The organism is Clostridium sp. LIBA-8841, assembly GCF_057782475.1.
Genome location: NZ_CM173488.1, coordinates 845,667 through 865,774, shown reverse-complemented (window position 1 = coordinate 865,774; position 20,108 = coordinate 845,667). Strand labels below are relative to the sequence as shown.

Sequence of the window (20,108 nt, the reverse complement as noted above, 5' to 3'; positions counted from 1 at the left end):
TTACAAAGAATAGAAATTGGTTTGCCAATTTGGCTTGTTGTTTTCTATAAATTAAATTATGTGCAATTTTCAAAGAACAATTTTGAGAGATAGTCTCTCAAAATTAAACAGAGATATTATCCAGAATTCTATATCATCTTAGTTGTCCTAAGATGTATTCCTTAGAAAGGAGGTGATCCAGCCGCAGGTTCTCCTACGGCTACCTTGTTACGACTTCACCCCAATCGCTGACCCTACCTTCGGCCGCTGCCTCGCTTACGCGTTAGCTCACGGACTTCGGGTATTGCCAACTCTCATGGTGTGACGGGCGGTGTGTACAAGACCCGGGAACGTATTCACCGCGACATTCTGATTCGCGATTACTAGTAACTCCAGCTTCATGTAGGCGAGTTTCAGCCTACAATCCGAACTGAGACTGGTTTTAAAGTTTGGCTCCACCTCGCGGTATTGCGTCTCTCTGTACCAGCCATTGTAGCACGTGTGTAGCCCTACACATAAGGGGCATGATGATTTGACGTCATCCCCACCTTCCTCCTGGTTAACCCAGGCAGTCTCGCTAGAGTCCTCAACTTAATGGTAGTAACTAACGACAAGGGTTGCGCTCGTTGCGGGACTTAACCCAACATCTCACGACACGAGCTGACGACAACCATGCACCACCTGTCTCCTTGTCCCCGAAGGGATTTCCTCGATTAAGAGTAATGCAAGGGATGTCAAGTGTAGGTAAGGTTCTTCGCGTTGCTTCGAATTAAACCACATGCTCCGCTACTTGTGCGGGTCCCCGTCAATTCCTTTGAGTTTTAATCTTGCGACCGTACTCCCCAGGCGGAATACTTAATGCGTTAGCGGCGGCACGGAGGTGTTGAAACCCCCACACCTAGTATTCATCGTTTACGGCGTGGACTACCAGGGTATCTAATCCTGTTTGCTCCCCACGCTTTCGAGCCTCAGCGTCAGTTACAGTCCAGAGAGTCGCCTTCGCCACTGGTGTTCTTCCTAATCTCTACGCATTTCACCGCTACACTAGGAATTCCACTCTCCTCTCCTGCACTCTAGATAACCAGTTTGGAATGCAGCACCCAAGTTGAGCCCGGGTATTTCACATCCCACTTAATCATCCGCCTACGCTCCCTTTACGCCCAGTAAATCCGGATAACGCTTGCCACCTACGTATTACCGCGGCTGCTGGCACGTAGTTAGCCGTGGCTTCCTCCTTGGGTACCGTCATTATCTTCCCCAAAGACAGAGCTTTACGATCCGAAAACCTTCATCACTCACGCGGCGTTGCTGCATCAGGGTTTCCCCCATTGTGCAATATTCCCCACTGCTGCCTCCCGTAGGAGTCTGGGCCGTGTCTCAGTCCCAATGTGGCCGATCACCCTCTCAGGTCGGCTACGCATCGTCGCCTTGGTGGGCCGTTACCCCACCAACTAGCTAATGCGCCGCGGGTCCATCTCATAGCGGATTGCTCCTTTGGTTAAAAGATGATGCCATCTCTCAACATTATGCGGTATTAATCTCCCTTTCGGGAGGCTATTCCACTCTATGAGGCAGGTTACCCACGTGTTACTCACCCGTCCGCCGCTAATCCGTTTCCCGAAGGAAACTTCATCGCTCGACTTGCATGTGTTAAGCACGCCGCCAGCGTTCATCCTGAGCCAGGATCAAACTCTCAATTTAAAAGTTTAATCTATTACTCATATTACTTATAAAAGAATTGCTGGTTTATGTTAATATCTTCTGTTTAATTTTCAAAGACCATTTCTTCGTCGCCCTCAAGCGACTTACTTAGTTTAACACCACTTAGAAACTTTGTCAACAACTTTTTCTTAATTCTTTTTGATTTTTTAATCAAATTTAATTTTTGAAGTAAATTGTTTGTGTGTCTCTCAGCGACGTGTTTTATCTTATCATATATTGAAATCTAAATTACGATAAATATTATCATTTTAACAAACCAAATCAAATTTTCTTCATTTTTCTAAATAATTCTTTAAATTAACTGCATTGATACACTTGGACAAGTTTTCATTGATTATTTTTCTTAACTTGTAGAAAAACAAGAATTTAACTTAAAATTATTGCTAACTTAGACATTTAAGGATAGTTTTTTCTCAAAACCATACCCAAAACATATCAATTATAATTCACTATATTCACTTATCTTTATGATTCCATCATTTATACTTAATTTATTTATTATTTCACCAACTTCTACATAATTAGGTAAATAAACTTTATATATTGCACTTTTATAATTTAAATTTTCACTATTATTCTTTGTTATAAACTCAATACTACTGATTTTAACTCCTTTCTGAGCAAAAATTCTATCTATAAATTCTAATACATGTGAATCTTTCTCATATATTATCTCAAATCTTTTCTCTCCAGCCTTTGTTATAAATCTAGATTGAAATTTCTTTAATATTGCTAAAGTTAAAAATATAAACAATGATCCTAAAATCCCCAAATCATAATATCCCATTCCTAAAGCTAACCCAAGACAGGCTACGGCCCATAAAGAAGCAGCAGTTGTTAATCCTTTTACCGAACCTTTATTTTGTAATATGGTTCCAGCACCTAAAAAACCAATCCCTGAAATAACTTGTGCTCCTAATCTAGCATAGTCAACTTTAACAACATTTTGAGCATAAAAATTGTTATTTACTAACTGAAATACCTCTTCTCCTAATTTTATTTCAATAAGAGAAACTATAGTTGCTCCTACACAAACTAATATGTGAGTTCTAAAACCAGCCGCTCTATTATGGTATTCTCTTTCATACCCTATAATTCCCCCTACTAAACTTGCAAGTAATAATCTTAAAATTACATCTTTTATACCTAAAGTTAACTCCATAAAAAAACTCCCTAAAAACCCATAAAATAAACTTTCTATTACTAAAGTATGCTTGATATAAAAGATAAATATTGCCTTTCAATAATATTTAAAGAAAAAAGTTTCTTTAAATATTATCAATTGTATCAACTTTTGATTTATTCAATTTAAATTAATAAATTAAAAGTTGATAATTATTTTTTTAATTACTATTTATTAAAAAGGTTCTATTTTACTTAAATGTTAGTCTAAAACGTAACTATTTAAAAACATCTAAAAATAATTATTGATTTTACTAATTTTTTTTAAAAGTTAATAAGAAAACTACATAAAATTAGTTAAATTCTAATCTTATGTAGTTCTCTTATTAATTATATTTATTTATATGAATCTGATTATTTATCTAAATAATCTTCTGTTTCTCTTTATATTTCATTATTATCTAAATATATCTAATTTTAATTCATCTGTTATTTGTTTAAGTAATTTTAAACTAGCAACACTATTTCCTGGTACATCTAAAGCTGGACTAAATAATCCTATACCACATTTATTAGGTACAGCAGATAAAATGCCTCCACCTACACCACTCTTAGATGGTAATCCAATATGAACTGAAAAGCTTCCTGATTCATCATATAACCCATAAGTAGTCATTAATGATTTAACAACGGTTGCTGTTTCTATTGAAAATAATCTTTCACCATTCCAAGGCATAACACCTTCATTTGCTAAAACAGCTCCTAATCTTGATAAATCTCTAGCTGTAACTAAAACTGAGCATTGTTTAAAATATGAGTCTAAAATATCTGGAACATCTCCCTCCATAATTTTATTACCTTTCATATAATAAGCAAGAGATCTATTTATATCTCCAGTTTCTTTTTCTGATAAATAAATTTCAGTGTCTAATGTAATTTCATCATCATTCATAATTTTTTTGTAAAAATCTAAAATCCTTTTGAAACGTTCATTATCATCTTTACCTTTAAGTAAAGATACTACCTTAATGGCTCCTGCATTAATAAATGGATTTGATGGTTTATTCTTATGATTTATTTGCATATTCATAATTGAGTTAAAAGGAAATCCTGATGGTTCTGTTCCAACTTCCGAAAATACTTTTTCTATTCCATTATCTAATATAGCAAGTATTAATGTAGGAACTTTTGATACACTTTCAACTGCAAATCTTACATCACAGTCTCCAGCTGAATATTCCTTATTATCCTTTAAAGAATAAATACAAACCCCTAATTGATTAGGATTAACTTTCGCAAGTGCTGGAATATATGTAGCTACATGTCCATCCTTTGTATACTTTCTATTCTCTTCTACTAATGCATCTAAATTTATGTCATTTATATCCATAAAAATCACCTCTCAATTAATCTTCTAAATTCATTATAATCAGTTAATAAATTCAAAATCAAAAGTCATAATTTAAACTTCCAACAATTTTTCCATTGATAATTTGTGAATTTAATTCCAAAATTACAATTTCTTTAAAACAAAAATAAATTTGATTCTCTTATAGTTTTATTTATGTATTTTTTGTAAATTAATTTACTATTTATTAACTTTTATTCTTTAAAATTAATTTAAAGAATATTATAATTTATAGATGAAAAGCTTTTTACTTTAGAAAAAACTTAGGAAGGAGATAATAATTATGAATGGAATTAATACTGGCGATACTGCGTTTATGATTATTTGTACTGCACTAGTATGCCTAATGACACCAGGCTTAGCTCTTTTTTATGGTGGATTAGTCAGAAAGAAAAATGTAGTTATGATGATGATGCAATGTTTTATTTCCATGGGAATCGTAACATTAATATGGATATTAGGGGGATTTAGTTTAGCTTATGGAACCGATTATGCTGGAATCATAGGTAGCTTCACTCAATTTTTTGCTATGAAGTCAGTTGGTTTAGCTCCTAACCTTCATTATGGTGCAACAATACCATTTGTTATGTTCTTTGCTTATCAATTAATGTTTGCTGTAATAACAGCTCCATTAATGACTGGAGCCTTCGCTGACAGATTAAATTTAAAAGGCTACATATTAATACTTATTTTTTGGACATTATTAATTTACATACCAACTTGTCACTGGGTTTGGGGTGGCGGATTCCTAAGCAAATTAGGATTTATCGATTTTGCAGGCGGAACTGTAATCCATGTTAGTGCAGGTTTTGGTGCATTAGCCTCTGTAATATATTTAGGAAAAAGATTTACTAAACCTGGAGAAAAAATGAATCCTAATAATCTAGTAATTGTTGCTATGGGAACTGGTTTATTATGGTTTGGATGGTTTGGATTTAATACAGGTGGAGCTCTTGCAGCTAATGAAATTGCAGCCGCCGCATTTATTAACACAGCCATCGCAGCCGCTGTTGCTATGGTAGTTTGGATGATAATATCCGTAATAATAAACAAAAAATTATTGTTTACTGACTTACTTACAGGTGCCGTTGCTGGATTAGCAACCATAACTCCATGTGCTGGATATGTTGATCCTAAATCTGCCATAATCATAGGAATAATCGGACCTATTGTTTGCTTCTTTAGTATCAAATTTAGGAAAAAAATGAACTGGGATGATGCTCTTGATGTTTGGGGAGTTCATGGTATGGGTGGACTTACTGGAAGCTTATTAGTTGGAATATTTGCAAGCCTAGCAATAAATAAAGTTCAAGGTGGATTCCACCAATTTTCAATTCAACTTCTAGGAGTTATTATAGTTGCTGTATATTCATTTGTTGTCACATTCTTATTATTAAAAGTAATTAATAAGATTTATCCTATAGAAACAACTAAAAAAGAACAACTTAGAGGATTAGATAACACACTTTTAGGAGAAGATGCATATTGGGAATAATCCAAAATCAGTGAGAAAATCACATAACTTATTCAAATTAATACCCCATTAAATAAATATAAGTAGATTAAACTATATTTATTTAACGGGGTATATGTTTATGAATAAATACTTTTATAAAGATTTCTTGTCCTATCTCAAACTTCTATATAATAAGTATTTTCTTCCTTTTAAAAAACTAAATCCATAGTTACCTTATGTATTTTCACTTATCAAGCTATTATATTCACTTCTGATTCTCTATTTTATAACAATACCCTTCTTATTACATGAAGAAAGTGTTGAATTTTTAGGAAAAACTATTAGATTACTTTTACTAACACCTATTTTCTGAGAGCTATATATTCCTGTATGCCCTGAAAAAATATAACTTATTGCACAAGCCATAAATAAATATGGCGCTCCAGTTGATCCAAACATCTCTAATCCTAGTATAAATGATGCTATTGGAGTATTAGTTGCACCTGCAAAAACTCCTACCAACCCTAAAGATGCTAAAAATGATGGAGATAAACCTAATAATCCTGACAAAGAATTTCCTAAAGTTGACCCAATAACAAATAAAGGTGTAACTTCTCCCCCTTGATATCCAGCACCTAAGGTTACAGAAGTAAATATTAACTTACCTAAAAAGTCTAAAGGAGCTACATGCTCTGTAAAAGCATCCGATAATAAAGGAATACTTAACCCTAAATATTTTCTACTCCCAATTAAATATACTAATAGTATTACTACACACCCTCCTATAAAACTTTTTAATGCTGTACACTTAAATGCGTTAGAAAATACTTCTTTTAACTTATAAGTTAACTTACTAAACAACTTACTTACTAGTCCGAAACAAATAGACGCAATCATTATTTTTAGTAAAACTAGTGTTGAAAGTTCAGGTATTCCAAAAACCTCGTAATGAGAATGATGTACTCCAAGTCTTTTAACCACTTCATTCCCAACAATACTAGCAAAAAAACTTGGTATTAAGGCTTCATAACTCATCTTACCTAAAACAGACACTTCTAATCCAAATATTGTTCCAGCAAGAGGTGTTCCAAATATAGCTGAGAATCCACCACTAACTCCTGCCATAAGCATTATCTTTGAATCTTCCTTATTTAATTTTAATAGCTTTCCTATAGCTTCCGCTATACTTGCACCAATCTGGACTCCAGTACCCTCTCTACCAGCTGATCCACCAAAAAAGTGCGTCACAACTGTTCCAAAGAAAACTAATGGAACCATACGAAGTGGTACATCTCCACAATATTCATTTATATTTTCAATAATTAAATTATTACCTTTTACTGAATTTCTTCCATACTTATAATATAAAAAACTTACTAGTGCTCCCCCAAGTGGCAATAGAAATAAAACCCAGCCATGATTCATTCTATAATCTGTTGCCCATTCTAAGGATTTTAAAAATACTGCTATTACACCACCTATAAAAACACCTATTAAACTTCCTATTAATAGCCACTTTAAAAATGTTCTTCCTAGAAGAATTGTATTATTGCTATTTGTTTTTAAATATTCCTTCCATTTGTGCTTCATTGATATTTTTCCTTTCTTATTTTAAAATTTTTTAGCAAAAAAATAACTCCTACAAAATATAAGTTATAACTATATAACTTATATTTTGTAGGAGTCATTAGCATAAAGCATTTAATGGCGAACTCCATCGCCCGTAAAAATTACTTTAAAATAGTACCATAATTATTAATACTTGTCCATATTTAATATCTTAAACCTATGCAAATCAACTCACTTTTAAAACATAGCCTAAAAAACAAATAAGAGTTATGTTAAAATATTCTTTCAACATAACTCCATCTAAAATTTATAACAAATTTAAATAATCATTTTTATATTTAATAATTTCTATTCACTTTTGATCTACTATATAATCCCAATGCTACTAAAGAGAAAAATACAGGTCCGGCTATCATCCATAAAGTAGAACTCCAATCTCCATTTATAGCTGGTGATATTATTGTAAATGCATTAGCAAATCCCACTACTAAAACAGTAGCAAAGGTTCCTAACAGGGCAGCTCCTTCTCCTTTATATATTTCAAAAGGCTTATTTATATTTTTCTTTCTTTTAAATGAATAAAAGGCTCCTGATATAAACATATATGGTATAGTCATTGCAACATTAGTCATAAGAACTAATTTCGAGAAAAATTTTGATGCTCCTTCTCCACCGAAGGATACTAATAATATTATTACAACAACAATAACACACTGAGCTATCATTGCATTTCTAGGTACTCCGTCATCTAGCTTTGCAATTTTTTTAGGCCAAATTGTCTCTGGTGTTCCTTCAATTAATTGTCTTAAAGGAGAATATGCACCAGTAAAAACAGCTCCAACTAAGGCAAAGAACATTGATAACCCCACAAATCTAGAAATCCATAAGCCTAAACTTAAAGCACTACTCTCAGCTAAATTAAATGCTAATCCTAATTGATATCCTAAATTTCTCATTAGTACATAAGCTACGTTTCCCATATGAACCGTATCAAAAGATAATATATCTTGCCAATTTGTAAATACTCCACACATCAATATTCCTAAAGAATATCCTATAGATATAATAATTGCCGCTAATATTATTCCCTTAGGAAAAGTCTTAGTAGGATTTTCGGTTTCATCAACTAATCCTCCAACAACCTCTATTCCTCCATAAGCAAATATTGCAAAGACTGAAAAAGATAATACAGCTATTATATTTTGATAATCAGGATTTGGAGAACTTATGAAATCCATAGTACTTGAAATTGGTTGAGCTAAAGTAAAATCATTCAAAACCCATATTAAGATGGCTCCTAATATTAAAAGTACATTTAATAACATTACGAAAATACCTGCTGTACTTGTAACTTTCTTTATTTTATCTATACCCTTTGTAGCGATTAAGGTTATAACTATTATTAATATACACCCCATTAAGCCTAAGGTTTGAGTTGAATTTAAACCAAGAAAATGCCAAGTGTTGGTTGTATCTTTACCTGTAATAGCATTTGATAAAGGTATCCAAATACTTGATGATACATTAACCATCCAAATCAAGTAAGCTGCATACCACATAAAAGTTCCTACAAAGGCATACTTATCTCCTACTGATTTTTCCATCCATGAATATATACCACCCTTTTCTGTTTTAAAGGCAGCACCATATTCTGCAACCATAAATGCAAAAGGTATCAAAAAGGCTATAGCTGCTATTATATACCATAAAATTGCTCCATACCCCATTAAATAAAAAGCTCTTGGCATATTAGCAAAACCAAATACTGTAGTAAATATCATAAGGACTAATTGACTTAGATTAAGCCTACCCTTTTTCTCACTCATAAAAACAACTCCTCATCATAAGTTATACTATTAGTATCTAGTTTTACTAATTATTTAATTATTTATTTAGGAAATATATCCCTTTATTCTGTAATAATATCTTCAACAACATTTATTCCATTATCAAGCATAGAATTTAAGAATACATAATTCATAAAATTAGCTCTATGCATAGGTGCATCAAATGTATTTACAAGTTTTTTAGGTATATATATCTCTCCATTTTTATTAACTCTATTAAAATCTGTTCTTAAACTTATAGCTAATTGATAAACACATATGTCTGTGCAATCCCCTACTATTATTATGTTATCTATTTTATTTTCATCAAAATTAAATTTTTCTTCTAAAAATCCATTGGTTGAATTTTTCTTTATAACTTCTATTCCTTCTAAATTTAATTCATCTACTAATTCCCACTCCTCAGTATCAATCATACAATGTTTAGGGTATGCTCTTAACTCTACAGACTCCTCTGTGTGATAATCAGTAAATGCTTTAACTTTTATTCCTTTTTCTAAAGCTACTTTAACCAATTTACTTATTGGATTTATTAAACTTTCTATTCTTGAACTATATAAAGCACCTTTTTTTGCAAATCCTTTATTCATATCAACTATTAAAAGCATTGTTCTTTCTTTATCTAAATCCTCTAGTGATATATTTTCTAAAGATTGAAGTCTTTCATAAATTCCCTCCATCATTTCATGAGTTTCATTCAATAATATTTCTTTATTATTCATGATATAATTCCCCCTATACTTAAATATAATATTTTATATATTTTATATTATCTAATCAATCAATTCTTTTATCAATAATTGTAGATATTTTTAACACTTAATTAAAGTATTTAAACTTAATAAATTTTTAAGTTTAAATACCATAAATTAGTTTATGATAGTCTTATGTATCTTATAATTGATTAATTTATTTTAACCAAATATAATTAAATAATAATCATACAAAAGGAGGTTACATATTGAATAAGTTTTTCAAAAACAATCAAATATATATAAAAGCAATATTAGTAGTAATAGTATCCTATTTATCAATAAAATTAATCGATAACGTACCAAGCGTTATGTCTGGAGCGCATACTGTATTAGCTATACTATCACCTTTTTTACTAGCTTTTATTATTGCTTACATATTAAATCCAATCGTTAATTTATTTAATAAGAAATTCAAGTTATCGAGAGGACTTAGTATTGTAATAACTTATCTATTGTTTGTTGTATCAATTTCTTTAGCAGCCACTTACTTACTGCCTAAATTATATACAAGCTTAGTTGAATTAATAGATAACATACCTGCATTTACAATCTATGTCCAAAACTTATTTACTGAAATAATGACGCATTTAAAAATTCCTGAAGGAATAAACTCTTATTTACCTCAAAGTGATGCAAATAAGGTAATTACTTTTATAGGTTCATTAGTTACAGTATTATCAAATTGGTTATTAGATACGGCAATTAGTCTAACTAGTTCAATAATAAATTGGGTATTTGGATTCTTAATTTCAATCTATGTCTTAGTAGATAAAGACAAGTTCCTTAGTACAAGCTCTAAAGTTACTAAAATTATTTTTGGTAAAAGATTTGGAAATGAATTAATAGATTTTGTAAAAATACTTAACTATAAGATAGGAACTTATGTAGGTATAAAAGCTATTGATTCCTTAATCATAGGAATTTTAGCATTTATAGGACTATCATTAATGAACTCTGAATATGCTCTTCTATTATCAGTAGTAGTTGCAATAACTAATATGATTCCTTATTTTGGTCCATTTATAGGAATGGTTGTTGGATTCTTTATAAATGTATTTGTAAGTCCAATGAAAGCGCTTATTGTTCTAATTTATCTTTTCTTATTACAACAATTTGATGCTTGGTACCTAGACCCTAAACTTATAGGAAATAGAGTTGGTCTTAGTCCATTTTTAGTAATTCTAGGTGTAACTATAGGTGGTGCCGTTTATGGTCCTATAGGTATGATTCTTGGAAGTCCAGTTATGTCAGTCCTTAAAATATATACTAGAAAATTAATAAATAAATTTGAATATAGAGCAGAATAAATAAAGATAGATTGTATAATTTTATACAGTCTATCTTTTATCTTTATAAAAATAGGCTCCGTTTTAAAATCAACATTCACCTAAAGCAAGCTCTAGCTTAAGTTTAATTTCATTACAAACTCATCTACAAGTATATCTTTATTCTTTGATTTTATTAATCTCAATATTGAATCAGATTTTTTTATTGCTACTGTAATTGGTAAATCATAGTCATCTTCTTTTTCAAAATACATAAGAGGTTGTCCTGTTAAAACATTTCCTCCAATATCAATCATAGGTTCTACAGATTTTATATTTTTATTTATATGGGTACTTACTAGTATATCTACTTCATTATTTACTCTTATTTCTATAACTCCAAATTCTTTTGAAATATTAGTAACTTCTCCATCAACTGGTGAAAAGAAAAATTCATTATGTGAACTTAAACTAATCAAATCTTCTAAATCACCTAATTTGAAAGCCTTATTTAAAACAACATACTCCAGAACAGTTCCATCACCTGGAGCCATAACATTAATTTCTCCACTTGCCCTATTCAACATCTTTGAACACCTCTTATTTCAAGAATTTTCTGACTTTTTAATAATTTATATGTTATTGTGGTTAAAATTATTATATAAATATTTTTTATTTTTTGAACGTTTATTATTGATTTTGATTGTTTTTGGATGTATAATCTAATTACAAGGTTCTAGGAGGTTATTATGTTAAGTGAAAAAAGGCATGAAATAATATTAAACTTATTAAAATTAAAAGGATTTGTTGGTCTTAACGAATTGCTTGAATCAACAGAAAGCTCTGAATCAACTATAAGAAGGGATCTTAGCTACTTAGAATCAATAAACTTACTTAAAAGAGTTCATGGTGGCGCAAAATCACTAGATAATGTATCGAAAGAATTAAGTTATAATGAAAAATCATCCAAAAGCATTCATGAAAAAAGAGCTATAGCAAAATATGCAGCTTCTTTAATTAAAGATGGAGATTGTATCTTTATCGATGCAGGAACTACAACCTATGAATTAATCGATTACTTAGAAAACAAAGATATTTTTGTGGTAAGTAATGGATTATCTCATATAGATACACTTATTCAAAAAAATATTAAATGTTACATGATTGGTGGAAATGTAAAAATTTCTACAAAGGCAATAACAGGATCTGATGCACTGATGTGTCTTTCAAAGTTCAGATTTGACAAATGCTTTATTGGTGCCAACGGAGTACATCCCACTTATGGATTAACTACTCCTGATACTGAGGAAGCCATATTAAAAGAATGTGCAATAAAGAACTCTAGAAAATCTTATTTGTTAGTTGATGACTCTAAGTTTGGAGAAATTTCAACTATAAAATTTGCTGATATTGATAAATGCATAATAGTAACAAACGAAAAACCAGAAGATAATACATATGATAAAAAAACTGATATAAAGGTGGTTGATATTTAATGATTTATACACTTACTCTTAATCCATCTATTGATTATGTAATAGATGTAGAAAATCTAGAACTTGGAAAAGTCAATAGAACTTCTAAAGACTTTAAATTTCCAGGTGGAAAAGGAATAAATGTCTCAAGAATTTTAAGCAATCAAAAGGTAGACAATGTAGCTCTTGGATTTCTAGGAGGATTCACTGGTAAATTTATTGAAGATAAATTAAACTCTTTAGGAGTAAAAACAAACTTTATAAAAGTAAATGGAGATTCAAGAATTAATGTAAAAATTAAATCTAATGAAGAAACAGAAATAAATGGATCTGGCCCAATGATATCTGACGAAAATTTAAATTCACTTTTCAATAGATTAGATAAATTAAAAGAAGGAGATATATTAGTACTTGCAGGTAGTATTCCTACTACTCTTCCTAGAGATTTATATCTTCAAATACAAAAAAAAGTTTCTCAAAAAAATGTAAAAGTAGTAGTTGATACCTCTGGGAAAGCTCTTTTAGAAGCCATAAAAAATAAACCATTTTTAATAAAACCAAACAATCATGAAATTGAAGAGATATTTGATGTAAAAATCAACTCTGAGGAAGAACTTATTAAATACGGAAAAGAGTTAGTTTCTCTTGGAGCTGAAAATGTAATAATATCTATGGCTGGAGATGGAGCTTTATTAATAACTAAAGATGGTGTCTTTAAAGGAAATGCACCTAAAGGAGAGGTTAAAAATTCTGTTGGAGCTGGTGATTCCTTAGTAGGTGGTTTCTTAGCTAAATATGTTGATACTAAAGATTTAATTGCTTCTTTTAAAAACGGAATAGCATCAGGAAGTGCTAGTGCATTCTCCTTAGATTTAGCTCTTGCTGAAGATGTTAATAAACTACTACCAATTATAGAAATAAAAAGATACTGGGAGGATTAACAAATGAAAATTTCTCAATTATTAAGCATTGATACAATTAAACTTAATCTTAAAGCAACTAATAAAGATGAAATTATAAATCAATTAGTTGATGTTTTATGGGATGCTGGAAAACTAAATGATAAAGTTCTTTATAAAGAAGAAATTTTAAAAAGAGAAAGCCTATCTTCAACTGGTATAGGTGAAAGAATAGCTATTCCTCATGCTAAGACTTCTGCAGTTAAAAACGCTGCCTTAGCTCTTGGTATATATAAAGATGGTGTAGATTATGATTCACTTGATGGTGAACCTGTTAACATAGTTTTTATGATAGCTGCTCCTGAAGGCGCTAATAATGAACATTTAGAGACTCTATCAAGACTTTCAGTGTTATTAATGAACCCTGAATTTAAAAATGGACTTTTAAATGCTAAAACTCCACAAGAAGTTCTTTCACTTCTTGATAAATTTGAAGAAAATGATGAATCCGAGGATTCTAACCCTCAAGAAAACGATTCAAACAAAAAATATATACTAGCTGTTACAGCTTGCCCAACTGGTATAGCCCATACTTATATGGCTGCTGACTCACTTAATAAAACAGCTAAGGAAATGGATATAAATATAAAAGTTGAAACAAACGGTTCAACAGGGGTTAAAAATAAATTAACTCAAGAAGATATTGATAAAGCTGACGGAATAATAGTTGCAGCAGACAAACAAGTTGACATGGCTAGATTTAACGGTAAAAAGGTCGTAATAGTCCCAGTAGTTCAAGCTATGAAGAGACCTAAAGAATTAATAAACGAATCCTTAAATGGATCTGCCCCAGTTTACTCTCATTCTGGAGATTCATCTAGTTCTTCATCTAGTAAGTCAGAAAAAAGAGGCTTTTACAAACACTTAATGAATGGTGTTTCAAACATGCTACCATTCGTTGTTGGTGGAGGTATCCTAATAGCTATTTCATTCATGTTCGGCATACACTCAGCTGATATTAATAATCCTAGTTTTAACCCAATAGCCAAGCTATTAAATGATATAGGTGGTGCAAACGCATTCTTCCTTATGATTCCTGTACTTGCTGGTTTCATTGGATCAAGTATAGCTGACAGACCTGGTTTCGCACCTGCTATGGTTGGTGGTTTAATTGCATACAATAGCGGTTCTGGATTCTTAGGTGGCTTAATCGCAGGTTTCCTAGGTGGTTACGTTGTTGTATTCTTAAAGAAAATATTTAGTAAATTACCTCAATCATTAGAAGGTATTAAGCCGGTTTTATTATATCCTCTATTCGGTATCTTAATAACTGGTGTCTTAATGTACGTAGTAGTAGTAGGTCCTGTAACTGCTTTAAATAATAACATTGCAATCTGGCTAAGCAATATGGGTACTGGAAACTTAGTTCTTCTTGGAATAGTATTAGGTGGAATGATGGCTATAGATATGGGCGGTCCTATAAACAAAGCTGCATTTACATTTGGTATAGCAATGATTGCTTCTGGCAACTACTATCCACATGCTGCTATAATGGCTGGTGGTATGGTACCTCCACTTGCAACAGCTTTAGCAACTACTTTCTTCAAAAATAAATTTACTAAGGATGAAAGAGATGCTGGTGCTACTAACTATATAATGGGATTAACTTTCATAACTGAGGGAGCTATTCCATTTGCCGCTGCTGACCCATTCAGAGTCATTCCAGCCTGTGTTATAGGTTCTGCTATAGCGGGAGGATTATCAATGGTATTTAAGATAGGATTACCTGCTCCTCACGGTGGAATATTCGTAATTCCAGTAGTTGAAGGAAACCCATTCTTATATATCTTATCAATAGTAATAGGCTCAATTGTAGGAGCTCTTCTAATAGGATTCTTAAAGAAACCTGTTTCTGAAAGAAATAAATAATATATAAATTAAAAGGTGATGTATTAGTAAAAACTCTCTAATACATCACCTTTATTTATCTTTCTTATTTTAAATTAACATAGAGTTATTACCTATAAAATGTATATAACCTGTAAATAAATAAAAGCTTAGATAAAACCAATGAAATTTTATCTAAGCTTTATTTTAATGACTTAACATCTAAGCCTATATATACTTGTTTAAACTATAATATAACTTTAAATATTTCTACTACTATTGCTGCTATACCAGCACTTATTGGAATTGTTAATATCCAAGCCCAAACTATATTCTTAGCAACACCCCATTTAACAGCCTTAGGGTTTTTAGAAGCTCCAACTCCCATTATAGTAGTTGTTATTATGTGAGTTGTACTTACTGGTGCATGGAACATAGTGGCTATTCCAATAACTCCTGCGGCTCCAGTTTGTGCCGCGAATCCGTTAACTGGGTTTAATTTAGCAACTCCACTTCCCATTGTTTTTATTATCTTTTGTCCACCTATTGAAGTTCCTGTAGCCATAGCAATAGCACATAAAGCTATAACCCAAGTTGGTACTTCAAAAGTAGATAAAAATCCACCACTTAAAAGTGCCATAGTAATTATACCCATTGATTTTTGAGCATCATTACCACCGTGGTTTAATGCCATTAAAGCACCTGATGCAACTTGTAGCTTTGAGAAAATTCTATTTACAGGACCTGGCTTACATTTTCTTAAAGCCCAATTTAGTACAATCATAAATATGTATCCAACTATTAGACCTATAATTGGTGATAATATAAGCCAAAGAATTACTTCATCAAAAAGTGTTCCCCAACTTACTATGTTAATTGAATGAGAATAAGCTATTCCTCCACCTATTAATGCCCCTATTAAGGCATGAGAAGAACTACTTGGAATTCCAAAATACCAAGTAATAAGATTCCATATTATAGCTCCTAATATAACTGCTGCGATTACCCATAAAGGCATTTTACTTTGGTCTACTATACCATCACCAACAGTCTTAGCAACCTCTGTTCCTAAAAAAGCCCCTATAAAGTTAAATACGGCACATAAAGCTATGGCAGCTTTAGGTGAAAGCGCTCTTGTTGAAATTGATGTAGCAACGGCAGTTGCTGTATCATGAAATCCATTTATAAAGTCAAAAAGTAATGTTAAGAGAATTATAACAATAGTTACCGCTAAAGTACTAGACATACTTCATCACAACTCCCTCAACTATATTAGCTACAGCCTCACAACTATCTAAAGTTGCTTCAAAGAATTTATATATTTCTCTCCATTTTATTATTTCAAGAACTGGAGTTTTTCCATCCTCAGCAAATAGTTCTGAAACTATTTGTCTATAGAAAACATCTCCTTTGTTTTCAATTTTATTTATTGAAATTACTCTCTCTGTAATTTCTTTATTTCTCTTTTTCATATGCTTAAATTCTTCCATTAAAGCTACTAATTCTTTAGTCGCATCAATTATTAAGCCTCCTAAAACCTTAGCACCTTCTCTTGACTCATTTATATTAAACATAATGAATCTATGCATAGTACTTTCTATTGAGTCTAAAATATCATCCATTTTTTTTGTTATAGAAAATATATCTTCTCTATCAATAGGAGTTATAAAAGAATTATTTAGTTCTTCTATAAGATTATGAACTATTTCATCTCCTTTATGTTCTAACTCTTCTACTCTTGCTACGTGGCTTGTCTTGTTTTCAAGATCGCCTAAAGCTTCACTTAAGATTATTGCTGCTTTTTCTACATTTTTTGCTTCATCGATAAACATATCATAAAATTTATCATCTTTAGGATTTAAGTTAAACATTCTTTTTTCATCTCCTGATTCTTATTATGAATTTTTATTTAACAAACTTAGTATAGCACAAGTTTTTTCTATTTTTAACATTGAATTAATTAATTAACTTACACTTAACACAGAAATATATATTTATCCATTTATTTAGTATTAAGCTTGTATTTTTTAAATTTAATTAAAAATACTTTCATAAAAACCTTTTTTATCGTTAATTAAGTGTAAATCAGCTTAACAATTATTTATGTAAGCATCAATCTATCTTTTAATATTTCATTAATAAGCAAAAAAGTTCTATTAAAATAAAGAATCATATAAAAAATCATACTAATCATTTATATAATTATATTTAATAGAACTTTTAAATTCAAAATTTATTTTATGTTAAAAGTTTTTTTGCTTCTAGAGCTCTTTGTATTATAGTTATAAAGATAACTATTGAAAAAATGTTAGTTACTACCCCTAATTTCGTAGCTGATAATAAAATCATTAAAGAAAAGAAAATGAAACCTTCTGATCTTTCTGCTATTCCAGCTTGATATCTAAAAGATTTAACTCCGTTATTTTCTGCTAAAGCTCCTACTGTTAAGAATATTGTCATTGATATTAAAATCATCATTGTTAAAACTAATAATTCTAACCTACTACCTTCAAACTTTAAAGCTAAAACTAAAATTATGCTTAATTCTACGATTCTATCAAAAGTTATATCTAAAAGTGTTCCGAAAGCACTAGTTAAATTCTTTTTTCTTGCCATAGCACCATCTACTGAGTCCAAATATCCTGATATCCAAAGAAATGCTACAGCTAAAATCAATTTATCAAAATAAAGCAATACAGAACTTAAAACTCCTATTATTAAGGCTATTATACTAACACTGTTTGGTGTTAGCCTACACTTTAATAAAATATTAGCACCTAAATTTATAAATGGATTTACATACTTTCTTCCATAAGTATCTAACATTAATTTTCTCTCCCTACTTTGTTTGCTAATTTAATTCTATTTATCCATTGGTTAATTGTACTTATATTTTTCTGACTTTTAACTTTACCATTAATAACATCCTCATTAAAAATCAAATCTAATATATGTAACACATTTTTATCTGATGATTTAAAGGTATTTACACATGATTCACAATAGGAAATTATATTTTCACATTCTGTGGAATTAGCTCTCTTATTTTTCTGACTTTCCCATAGCTCCTTATTAGTAACTCCTACCATACCTCCACAGCCACAACATTCAGTTTTACTTCTATTTTTTTCGAACTCGACTATTTTAATTCCTAATTCATTAAGTATATTTCTAACTGCTTCATGTATTTGATTTTCTTTTTTTATTGGGCATGGATCATGTAAAGCAAACTTTTCCTTACAATTCAAATACTTATTTTTAAGCTCTACAGGTACTCCAAGCTCATTAATAACTTCCCATAGTGTTATTACCTTAATCTCATTAAAAGCTTCTCCAAAAGTCTTATAGCAATTTTCACAGGCTACTATTATTTCATCAACGCCTTTATTTTTTATATTCTTCTCTATATCTTTTAAATTCTTTTCAAATAAATCTAAATTTCCTATATCCTTTGAAGGCTTTCCACAACACTTTAATAAAATCTCTATTTCTCCCAAGTTCATTTCTAAGTAGTCCTTTATTTTAAAAATAATATCATTATGGTATCCACTTAGACTGCACCCTGGAATAAATACTCTTTTAATCTTTTTATCATTGTCTTTTGATGTTAAAAACTTAGAAAAACTCCCCTTTTGATGACTTTGAACAACTTTTAAGTTAAATCTTTTCTTAGTATCCTTTAAATTTTCTCTATAAGATTTTATTCTAAACTTATGAAACATTTCTTTTAAATTTATATCCTTTGGACATGTTTCAGTACATGCATTGCAAAGCATACAAGAATATGAAATTTCCTCATAACTTATCTTATTTTCATCTATAGCATTTAATATATTTTTAGGACTTTCTCCAAACTTATTCATCATTGGACAAACCTTATAACAAAGTCCACAGTCAATACAATTTTCTAAATTTTTCTTTAGTTCTCTATTTGGCATTTTTACCTCTCTTTTCATTCCAAACTTTTTTTCCTACATATATAGCTATACTTAAAGCGAATAGTATTAAAAGTCCACTCATAAGTAATTGTGCTCCTCCCGTAAGCATTCCACCTACATAAGAGTATATTATTGTTGCTGGTAATTGACCAATTCCAGTAGCTATAAAGAATGACCAAAAACTCATTGATGTTAATCCAGCTGCATAGCTAACTATATCAAAAGATATAAATGGTAATAATCTAGCTATTAATATAGTATGCTTACCATATTTCTCAAAAAATCCATCTATATCTTTTAATGCAAACTTACTAGTTAATTTTTCAACAGCATCTCTTCCTAATCCTCTTGCTATAAAGAAACATAAGGCAGCTCCAGCCATGGCACTACTCCATGATAATATAGCTCCCTTAACCCATCCAAATATAGCTGCATTACTTAAAGTTATTAAAAAAGCTGGTATTGGAGCAATTACAGATTGAAGTATCATTAAGAAAAATGATGTTATTGGCGCCCATATTCCAAAAGATAATATATACTCCTTTATCATATCCAAATTCATACTGCTTAAATAAAAAATCATTTGATTTACTTTACTATTTACAATTGGAACAAAAAAATATACTCCTAAAATAATTATTAAAATTCCTAAGGTAATAACCCATGATTTTGTGTTTTTTTTCACCCTATCCCCTCCATTTTTATTTAATAAATTTGATATTATTAACTTTAAATTATTAAATTCTATAAATAATTTATTAAAATAATTTTCCTCAAAAATCTATG

General features: G+C 30.5%; 16 protein-coding genes, 1 rRNA gene and 1 riboswitch. Of the genes, 5 read left to right on the top strand and 12 right to left on the bottom strand.

The window, feature by feature from the left end; all coding sequences use genetic code 11:
* Positions 1–165 precede the first annotated feature (165 nt).
* The 3 genes from AC2A4K_RS03670 to glsA all read right to left on the bottom strand — a co-directional run bounded on the left by AC2A4K_RS03670 (position 166) and on the right by glsA (position 4,213).
* A 16S ribosomal RNA gene (locus AC2A4K_RS03670) occupies positions 166–1,680 on the bottom strand.
* A 460-nt stretch (positions 1,681–2,140) separates the two neighbouring features.
* Positions 2,141–2,863, bottom strand: a complete 723-nt coding sequence (locus AC2A4K_RS03665; protein ID WP_322504325.1) for an MgtC/SapB family protein — start codon at positions 2,861–2,863, stop codon at positions 2,141–2,143.
* Between the two features lie 417 nt (positions 2,864–3,280).
* Positions 3,281–4,213, bottom strand: coding sequence for a glutaminase A (gene glsA / locus AC2A4K_RS03660; RefSeq protein ID WP_322504326.1), 933 nt, complete (start codon positions 4,211–4,213; stop codon positions 3,281–3,283).
* Positions 4,214–4,514: 301 nt separating this feature from the next.
* Here glsA and AC2A4K_RS03655 point away from each other — a divergent pair, with 301 nt between their 5' ends.
* Positions 4,515–5,726 carry an ammonium transporter gene (locus tag AC2A4K_RS03655; protein ID WP_322504327.1) on the top strand — a complete coding sequence of 404 codons (1,212 nt, stop codon included), beginning with the start codon at positions 4,515–4,517 and terminating at the stop codon, positions 5,724–5,726.
* 240 nt (positions 5,727–5,966) lie between these two features.
* On the opposite strand, the gene AC2A4K_RS03650 is transcribed toward AC2A4K_RS03655, so the two are convergent.
* The 3 genes from AC2A4K_RS03650 to AC2A4K_RS03640 form a co-directional block, all read right to left on the bottom strand.
* A complete protein-coding gene (locus AC2A4K_RS03650; RefSeq protein ID WP_322504328.1) occupies positions 5,967–7,277 on the bottom strand; it encodes a voltage-gated chloride channel family protein in 1,311 nt (436 codons plus the stop codon).
* 81 nt (positions 7,278–7,358) lie between these two features.
* Positions 7,359–7,418, bottom strand: a riboswitch (Fluoride riboswitch).
* Positions 7,419–7,594: 176 nt separating this feature from the next.
* Complete coding sequence (gene yjeM / locus AC2A4K_RS03645) at positions 7,595–9,082, bottom strand: glutamate/gamma-aminobutyrate family transporter YjeM (RefSeq protein WP_322504329.1); 1,488 nt, start codon at positions 9,080–9,082, stop codon at positions 7,595–7,597.
* Between the two features lie 83 nt (positions 9,083–9,165).
* Positions 9,166–9,825, bottom strand: a complete 660-nt coding sequence (locus AC2A4K_RS03640; RefSeq protein ID WP_322504330.1) for a cysteine hydrolase family protein — start codon at positions 9,823–9,825, stop codon at positions 9,166–9,168.
* 239 nt (positions 9,826–10,064) lie between these two features.
* Between AC2A4K_RS03640 and AC2A4K_RS03635 the strand changes: the two genes are divergently transcribed.
* Entirely contained in the window at positions 10,065–11,165 is a 1,101-nt protein-coding gene (locus tag AC2A4K_RS03635; RefSeq protein WP_322504331.1) for an AI-2E family transporter, read from the top strand.
* Between the two features lie 92 nt (positions 11,166–11,257).
* Here the strand turns inward: AC2A4K_RS03635 and AC2A4K_RS03630 are convergent, their stop codons facing one another.
* Positions 11,258–11,710: a hypothetical protein gene (locus tag AC2A4K_RS03630; protein ID WP_322504332.1), complete on the bottom strand. Its 453-nt coding sequence runs from the start codon at positions 11,708–11,710 to the stop codon at positions 11,258–11,260.
* A 162-nt stretch (positions 11,711–11,872) separates the two neighbouring features.
* Between AC2A4K_RS03630 and AC2A4K_RS03625 the strand changes: the two genes are divergently transcribed.
* From AC2A4K_RS03625 to AC2A4K_RS03615, 3 genes are read left to right on the top strand one after another with little or no spacing between them, the layout of a single operon-like run.
* A complete protein-coding gene (locus AC2A4K_RS03625; protein ID WP_322504333.1) occupies positions 11,873–12,619 on the top strand; it encodes a DeoR/GlpR family DNA-binding transcription regulator in 747 nt (248 codons plus the stop codon).
* Complete coding sequence (gene pfkB, locus AC2A4K_RS03620) at positions 12,619–13,539, top strand: 1-phosphofructokinase (protein WP_322504334.1); 921 nt, start codon at positions 12,619–12,621, stop codon at positions 13,537–13,539. The genes AC2A4K_RS03625 and pfkB overlap by 1 nt, the downstream gene beginning before the upstream one ends.
* A 3-nt stretch (positions 13,540–13,542) precedes the next feature.
* Complete coding sequence (locus AC2A4K_RS03615) at positions 13,543–15,426, top strand: PTS fructose transporter subunit IIABC (protein WP_322504335.1); 1,884 nt, start codon at positions 13,543–13,545, stop codon at positions 15,424–15,426.
* A gap of 205 nt (positions 15,427–15,631) precedes the next feature.
* On the opposite strand, the gene AC2A4K_RS03610 is transcribed toward AC2A4K_RS03615, so the two are convergent.
* The 5 genes from AC2A4K_RS03610 to AC2A4K_RS03590 form a co-directional block, all read right to left on the bottom strand.
* On the bottom strand, positions 15,632–16,630 hold the full coding sequence (locus AC2A4K_RS03610) for an inorganic phosphate transporter (RefSeq protein ID WP_322504336.1): 999 nt from the start codon (positions 16,628–16,630) through the stop codon (positions 15,632–15,634).
* The gene (locus AC2A4K_RS03605) at positions 16,623–17,255 is read right to left on the bottom strand and encodes a DUF47 domain-containing protein (RefSeq protein WP_322504337.1); all 633 of its coding nucleotides are present in this window, start codon (positions 17,253–17,255) and stop codon (positions 16,623–16,625) included. Before AC2A4K_RS03605 ends, AC2A4K_RS03610 begins: the two co-directional genes overlap by 8 nt.
* A gap of 367 nt (positions 17,256–17,622) precedes the next feature.
* Positions 17,623–18,210, bottom strand: coding sequence for a CDP-alcohol phosphatidyltransferase family protein (locus AC2A4K_RS03600; RefSeq protein WP_322504338.1), 588 nt, complete (start codon positions 18,208–18,210; stop codon positions 17,623–17,625).
* The gene (locus AC2A4K_RS03595) at positions 18,210–19,322 is read right to left on the bottom strand and encodes a (Fe-S)-binding protein (RefSeq protein ID WP_322504339.1); all 1,113 of its coding nucleotides are present in this window, start codon (positions 19,320–19,322) and stop codon (positions 18,210–18,212) included. The genes AC2A4K_RS03600 and AC2A4K_RS03595 overlap by 1 nt, the downstream gene beginning before the upstream one ends.
* On the bottom strand, positions 19,312–20,007 hold the full coding sequence (locus AC2A4K_RS03590; RefSeq protein WP_322504340.1) for a TVP38/TMEM64 family protein: 696 nt from the start codon (positions 20,005–20,007) through the stop codon (positions 19,312–19,314). The genes AC2A4K_RS03595 and AC2A4K_RS03590 overlap by 11 nt, the downstream gene beginning before the upstream one ends.
* Between the last annotated feature and the right edge of the window lie 101 nt (positions 20,008–20,108).

Excerpts from the sequence above, each read along its gene's own strand:
- AC2A4K_RS03665 (WP_322504325.1), bottom strand. The coding sequence starts at position 2,863 with ATGGAGTTAACTTTAGGTATAAAAGATGTAATTTTAAGATTATTACTT.
- glsA (WP_322504326.1), bottom strand. The coding sequence starts at position 4,213 with ATGGATATAAATGACATAAATTTAGATGCATTAGTAGAAGAGAATAGA.
- AC2A4K_RS03655 (WP_322504327.1), top strand. The coding sequence starts at position 4,515 with ATGAATGGAATTAATACTGGCGATACTGCGTTTATGATTATTTGTACT.
- AC2A4K_RS03650 (WP_322504328.1), bottom strand. The coding sequence starts at position 7,277 with ATGAAGCACAAATGGAAGGAATATTTAAAAACAAATAGCAATAATACA.
- yjeM (WP_322504329.1), bottom strand. The coding sequence starts at position 9,082 with ATGAGTGAGAAAAAGGGTAGGCTTAATCTAAGTCAATTAGTCCTTATG.
- AC2A4K_RS03640 (WP_322504330.1), bottom strand. The coding sequence starts at position 9,825 with ATGAATAATAAAGAAATATTATTGAATGAAACTCATGAAATGATGGAG.
- AC2A4K_RS03630 (WP_322504332.1), bottom strand. The coding sequence starts at position 11,710 with ATGTTGAATAGGGCAAGTGGAGAAATTAATGTTATGGCTCCAGGTGAT.
- AC2A4K_RS03625 (WP_322504333.1), top strand. The coding sequence starts at position 11,873 with ATGTTAAGTGAAAAAAGGCATGAAATAATATTAAACTTATTAAAATTA.
- pfkB (WP_322504334.1), top strand. The coding sequence starts at position 12,619 with ATGATTTATACACTTACTCTTAATCCATCTATTGATTATGTAATAGAT.
- AC2A4K_RS03615 (WP_322504335.1), top strand. The coding sequence starts at position 13,543 with ATGAAAATTTCTCAATTATTAAGCATTGATACAATTAAACTTAATCTT.
- AC2A4K_RS03610 (WP_322504336.1), bottom strand. The coding sequence starts at position 16,630 with ATGTCTAGTACTTTAGCGGTAACTATTGTTATAATTCTCTTAACATTA.
- AC2A4K_RS03605 (WP_322504337.1), bottom strand. The coding sequence starts at position 17,255 with ATGTTTAACTTAAATCCTAAAGATGATAAATTTTATGATATGTTTATC.
- AC2A4K_RS03600 (WP_322504338.1), bottom strand. The coding sequence starts at position 18,210 with ATGTTAGATACTTATGGAAGAAAGTATGTAAATCCATTTATAAATTTA.
- AC2A4K_RS03595 (WP_322504339.1), bottom strand. The coding sequence starts at position 19,322 with ATGCCAAATAGAGAACTAAAGAAAAATTTAGAAAATTGTATTGACTGT.